This window comes from Microvirga sp. GN3 (assembly GCF_055792825.1).
The window spans coordinates 1-5,510 of record NZ_JBVVAK010000234.1 but is presented as its reverse complement, the minus strand read 5'-3'; the positions used below and the strand labels follow the sequence as shown (position 1 = coordinate 5,510).

Here is a 5,510-nt window from a genome sequence, read left to right as displayed (position 1 = left end):
GCCGGGCAATGATCCTGGCAGACGGGATGCGCTGAAGCTGCTCGTCTCCAATCCGTTCAGCGCGACGGCGGTGGGTCGACCATTCTCCCACAACGCGCAGCGAACCGCGAAAGCCGCTCGCTCGCATACGCCGCCAGAGCTCGGCGCCATTGCGGCACCCGCTGGTCCAGAGGGAAGACATCGCTCCGGCCACCTCGCAGGATCTGCCGTGCCGCGGCTCAGGCCGGCGCGCCGGACGATCTGCTTGATCGGGACGCCTTCTGCGCCGAGAGCCATGACCGTTGAGTTAATCTCCTCACGGCGCAAGTAATCCTCGTACTGGAGGCGTTGGGCACTGGAGAGAAGCTCCGGGCTGATCGTGGCCGATCCGATGACCTGACGGATCTAGCGCATCGACTTGCACACGGCCTCCAGAAAGGCGCGGCTGGCGTTCTCCATCAGATGCCGACTATCCGCGACCTGTATTGCATCCGGCAGCGCCTTGGCTGCCGCCTCTGTCGAGGGCGACGACGGTAATCTCCGGGTGGTTGGCCAGCCATGCCTGAGCGGTGGCCTGCTCCCGGTCCGGGAAGAGCGATGCGATCCGCCGCCATTCGAGGTCGTAGACAATGCTGCCGTAGCGGTGATTGCGGCGCCAGGCCCAATCATCGATCCCGATGACGCTCAGCGGCTCGGACGGAAGGTGGGCATGCCGGCCCACAACGCGCAGAAGAGTATCCTTGCTCACAGGCAGCATCAGCCGCCAGACCAGGCGCGTTGCGGGTCGTTCGCCCAGAGCCAAGCCGAGGTGGTGGACAATACCCTCGAGCCGGGCGGCATGGCGGGCGATCACATCCGGGGAAAAGCGTTCGGTGAAGATTTGCTGTCCGCACCGGACGGCATCGCAGCGGAAGCGCCGCGCTCGGATCAGGAACTGGACGGGTCGACCGGCCAGCGGCAGATCCGTCACACATCGGAGATAATGGCTATGCACACGCGAGGAGATGCTGCCACACGAGGGGCATGCTCCTGATCGGTGACCGGAATAACAGTGATGGTCACTTGCTGTGGATCAGCGTGGATCTGATCCACGATCAGGCCAGGTGAGATCAGAACTGAGGGGCGCAGGCTTCGGTGCATGATGCGGCCTCCCGAAAACAGCATCAGTTCAGTCCGCAACTGCACCAAAACTGCGTCAGAGCCAAACTTGCACGCCGAAACACACCAAGGGCGATTCGCGATGAGTGCGGTCTGCGCCACCCTGCAGGTCGCCCGTTCCAACATCGCTGAGCAGGTTGCCGGTCGACCTGTTAAGCGCCGGGGACGGCCGCCCGAGCCGGACGAGGACCTGGTGGAGGCGATCCAAGGCACTCATCGGCAGCCTGCCGACCTACGGCTATCGACGCGTGCACGCTCTCCTGGTACGCCAGGCGCAGGAGCAGGGCCAGGCACCTCCCAATCACAAGCGGGTCTACCGGATCATGAAGGCTCACGGTCTCCTGCTGCAGCGCCATGCCGGCGGGGCCGAGGCGCGCCGACATGACGGGCGCGTGGCCGTGGAGCAGTCCAATCTGCGCTGGTGTTCGGACGGGTTCGAGATCGGCTGTAAAAATGGCGAGAAGGTGCGGGTGGCGTTTGCGCTCGATTGCTGCGACCGCGAGGTGTTGGGCCATGTCGCCACGACGGAAGGGATCAAGGGCGAGGACGTACAGGACCTGATGATCACCGCCGTCGAGTACCGCTTCGGGCCGGTGCAACGTCTGCCGCAGACAATTGAGTGGCTCTCCGACAATGGCTCGGGTGAAGTAGTTTGGACTTAATCTGACAGACGGTGTCGTTAAGCTGAGGCAAGAGCCGAGGCCGGGCGCGGAGTGGTCGGGGTGCGTAGCGCCCGGCCTCGGCGTTCGAAGGAGCACCGCCATGACCAACGAGCAGAAGATCATCCGCGCCAAGGTCGGCCTGCTGGAATTGGCCAAGCAGCTCGGCAACGTCGGCCAGGCCTGCAAGATGATGGGCTATTCCCGTGACAGCTTCTACCGCTTCAAGGAGCTTTATGAGACCGGTGGCGAACTGGCCTTGCAGGAGCTGACCCGGCGCAAGCCGCTGCTGGCCAACCGCACTCCGCCAGAGGTCGAGGCGGCGATTGTTGAGCTCTCCCTGGAGCAGCCTGCCTTCGGTCAGATCCGGATCGCCAACGAGATGCGCAAGCGCGGTCACTCAATCTCACCAGCGGGCGTGCGCAGCGTCTGGCAGCGGCACGATCTCGAGACGGTGAAGAAGCGGCTCAAAGCCCTGGAAGCCAAGGTGGCGCAGGAGGGCCTGATCCTGACCGAGAGCCAGTTGGCGGCGCTGGAGAAAGCCAAGACCGAGAAGGAGGCGCATGGCGAGTTCGAAAGCGAGTGCCCCGGTTACTGCGGCGGTCAGGACACCTTCTCCGTCGGCACCATGAAAGGGGTTGGGCGGATCTACCAGCAGACCTTCCTCGACACCTACACCAAGGTGGCGTTCGCCAAGCTGGATGACCGCAAGACGCCGATCACGGCCGCCGACCTGCTCAACGACCGTGTTCTGCCGTTCTTTGATGCTCACGAGGTGAAGCTGTGTCGGGTGCTCACCGCCCGCGGCACCGAGTACTGCGGCAATCCCGAGCAGCATGAGTATGAGTTGTATCTGGCCGTCGAGGACGTGGATCACACCCGCACTAAAACCAAGAGCCCGCAGACGAATGGCATCGTTGAGCGCTTTCACAAGACGGCGCTGGACGAGTTCTATCGTGTCGCCTTCCGCAAGAAGATCTATAAGTCGATGGCGGAGCTGCAGAGCGATCTTGATGCCTGGGTAGCGAGTTATAAGAGGAGCGACCGCATCAGGGCCGGTGGTGCTTCGGCAAGACGCCGATGCAAACCTTCCTGGATGCGATCCCATGGGCGAAGGAGAAGATGATCGCCGCGTGAACCCATCAGACAGAGGAGCCCGACCAATCTCCGGACGCCAACTGTCAGATCAAATGCCAGCTACTACAGCTCGGGCGACATCGCCCATGACACGAAGAGCCTGGCGCAAGAGATGGGGCTGGAGCCGCGGACCACACCCGTGTAGAGCCCGCAGAGCAATGGCATGGCGGAAGCTTTCGTGCGCACGATCAAGCGCGATTACGTCCGCGTCAGCCCACTCCCGGACGCGAGGACGGTAATTGCGAGCCTGCCCTTATGGCTCCGAGCATTACAACGGCCTTCACCCGCACAAGGCACTCGGCTATCGTTCCCCGCGTGAGTTCATTGCCTCACGTCAACTGGGATGATCTGTTCGATCTTTCGGGGGCAATAACAGTGGCGGCCGTCGTGCCGATGGCCGAGCAAGGAGAGCTTGAGGTTTTGTGGGGCAGGTGTGCTGCGCTTGCGGGTAGCCCGATTGATGAAGGTCAACACGTTAAGATGGCGGGCTCCTGAAACAGATCCATGACTGGATGCCCGACACATCCTTATGCTCCCCTTATGGGCCCGTTAGGGAAGGAAAGCGGCCTCCCGCCAAAGAGCTTAGAGCTTAACCCTCGACTTGAAGCAGCCCTGGATCGACTGTTGCAGGGCATTCGGCAGAGCCGAGGCGGATGAGGGAAGGACAGAGTTGGGTTCTTGAACGAGGATGGGTGCTCAGCGGGATCTCTTCGGGCCCGTCCGATTGGCCTCAAACCTCTTAGCCTCAATCCTCAACAGGAGTTCCGCTTTGATCGCTTTGAGCTGGTCGTTGATAGCTTTCTTCTGGCTATTCAGGCGGTCGTACTTAGCATGCAATGCAGCGTCAGTCATGCGGGCTAAAGAAGGAAGCCGTGCCTTCCGACGGGCTCCCCGCGTCAGCGAGCGCATCCATGCAACGAACTTTGGACCCATGCCGGGCAGCTTGAGCCAGTGGGTGTCCGGAATACAGGCGACCTCTCGAATAGAGGGGGGGCGCCCTTCGAATTCGGTCAGAACTGTTTGTCTGACACCTGGAGGAAGCTTTTTGAGTGGAAAGGGATCATCGAGCTGCAACGGCGTCCCTCGGGTTCTACGGGCGGGATACCAGGATGCTGCTGATTTGTGGGGCGGCTAAGCGCAATTCTGAGGGACAACGGAAGAGATTTCATTCCCAAAAGAGCAGAACACCATGCCTGACGAGTTACGCTCTCCGATCAAGCCCTGGAGCGATCCGGGGCTTCAGGCATTTTAGGGCCACGAATTCCCGATAAGCGCGATTATGAAATGGCCGAGTCAGGTCCGGCGATGACCTACAGGACCTCGTCCTGGTCGCGGTGATAGTGAAAGTTGTGGCCTTTGCCGGAGTAAATGTCTCCCTCAATGATGGGGATTTGTTTGGCGCTCGACCTTCAAGGGGTACTACCAATCTGTCCTCCAATGCGCAGCTGGACTACGTGCGCCAAAGCCGCTTAGATCCAGGCGGCGCGGGGGGAAACGATGACCGAGGCTCCGATCATGCTGGTCGATGTGTTCCGTGTCTACGACGAGACGCTGACGCAGATCGGAATCGGGCTCTCGATCCCTGAGGCCGCGCGCCTGATGCAGATCGCCAAAGCGGTCTTTGCGGCGGAGATCGCCAGGGAGCGCGGGATCAGGACGAGGTATTACGTCGCGGCGGTTCATGGCGAGGATCTGAGCCGTCAGCTGGCCGAGCTGGCCCAGGCTAAGGCGCGCGTGTGAATGAGGAATCAAGCCGAAGGGCAAGGGTTGGGCGTTAGGGGTATCCTCTCACCCAGGGCTTGCCGGGGCTTCGCTGGTCAGGGTTGCTCAGCCCCGGCAAGCCCGGATCCAGAGAACTCATGAGAACCACTGCCAGCGTGCAATAGCCAAGACACTTGCGCGGCGTCTCATTGAGCCGTTCACAGAGGTCGACCAGCGTCTCATCCGAGAGACTAGCAATGTCGGCGTCCCGTGACAGGAAGCGCCTGATCCGGCCATTGGTGTTCTCCACCGTGCCCTTCTGCCGAGGCGCCTGCGGCTTGCAGAAGTAGCTGTCGATCCCGAGCTTCTGCTTGAGCACCGGATAACGCATGAACTCGATGCCACGGTCGAAGTAATCGACTGCCGGGCCGCAGCGGGCAGGGCTTGGAGCTTCGCAATCATGCCATTCATGACCCCGCCGAACTGCGGTTCGGGTTGCCGGTCAGGATCGTGTAGCGGCTCTGACGCTCCACGAGCGAGGTCAGGTTGTGCTGACCCAGCTCTCTGCGGAACATCATCAGGTCGCCTTCCCAGTGTCCGAAGCTCGTACGGGCTGTAATCTCCGAAGGGCGCTGCTCGATGGTGTTGGAATGCGGGATTGTGAAGCCGCGTGGCTTGCGCTGGTAGCGGGTCCGCCGCCGCCGGCGCGCCATCGGCAAATCCTGATACCGCCCGAGGTGCTGACCCTGTGCACTCACATGGGGAACGGTTGGTCAACAGAGAGAATGATGAGGCATGGATGAGACCTCCCGCTGGTGTTTGACATCCAAGGTCTGAGCCCGTTGCATGATCTGGCCCGTGTCCAGCGCCAGCTCC

Annotated in this window: 4 protein-coding genes and 4 pseudogenes; 4 read left to right on the top strand and 4 right to left on the bottom strand. The window is 61.7% G+C overall.

The genetic code is table 11. The annotated features are described in order from the left end of the window. Positions 1-1,119: pseudogene (locus ACS5Q1_RS44495) on the bottom strand (transposase); the annotation flags it as partial. Positions 1,120-1,207: 88 nt separating this feature from the next. Between ACS5Q1_RS44495 and ACS5Q1_RS44490 the strand changes: the two are divergent. From ACS5Q1_RS44490 to ACS5Q1_RS44480, 3 pseudogenes are all read left to right on the top strand, one after another. Next, a pseudogene (locus ACS5Q1_RS44490) lies at positions 1,208-1,778 on the top strand (IS3 family transposase); the annotation flags it as partial. A 121-nt stretch (positions 1,779-1,899) separates the two neighbouring features. Beyond that, positions 1,900-2,933, top strand: a pseudogene (locus ACS5Q1_RS44485) (IS481 family transposase). 79 nt (positions 2,934-3,012) lie between these two features. Then, positions 3,013-3,280 (top strand): annotated as a pseudogene (locus tag ACS5Q1_RS44480) (integrase core domain-containing protein); the annotation flags it as partial. 349 nt (positions 3,281-3,629) lie between these two features. Here ACS5Q1_RS44480 and ACS5Q1_RS44475 read toward each other — a convergent pair. Beyond that, positions 3,630-4,007 (bottom strand): hypothetical protein, encoded by a 378-nt coding sequence (locus tag ACS5Q1_RS44475; protein WP_473104215.1) that lies wholly within the window; start codon positions 4,005-4,007, stop codon positions 3,630-3,632. A 423-nt stretch (positions 4,008-4,430) separates the two neighbouring features. Here ACS5Q1_RS44475 and ACS5Q1_RS44470 point away from each other — a divergent pair, with 423 nt between their 5' ends. Beyond that, positions 4,431-4,673, top strand: a complete 243-nt coding sequence (locus ACS5Q1_RS44470) for a hypothetical protein (protein WP_473104214.1) — start codon at positions 4,431-4,433, stop codon at positions 4,671-4,673. Positions 4,674-4,707: 34 nt separating this feature from the next. Here the strand turns inward: ACS5Q1_RS44470 and ACS5Q1_RS44465 are convergent, their stop codons facing one another. Together ACS5Q1_RS44465 and ACS5Q1_RS44460 are read right to left on the bottom strand one after the other, a co-directional pair. Next, on the bottom strand, positions 4,708-5,025 hold the full coding sequence (locus ACS5Q1_RS44465) for a transposase (protein ID WP_473104213.1): 318 nt from the start codon (positions 5,023-5,025) through the stop codon (positions 4,708-4,710). 76 nt (positions 5,026-5,101) lie between these two features. Next, entirely contained in the window at positions 5,102-5,347 is a 246-nt protein-coding gene (locus tag ACS5Q1_RS44460) for a hypothetical protein (protein ID WP_473104212.1), read from the bottom strand. Positions 5,348-5,510 lie beyond the last annotated feature (163 nt).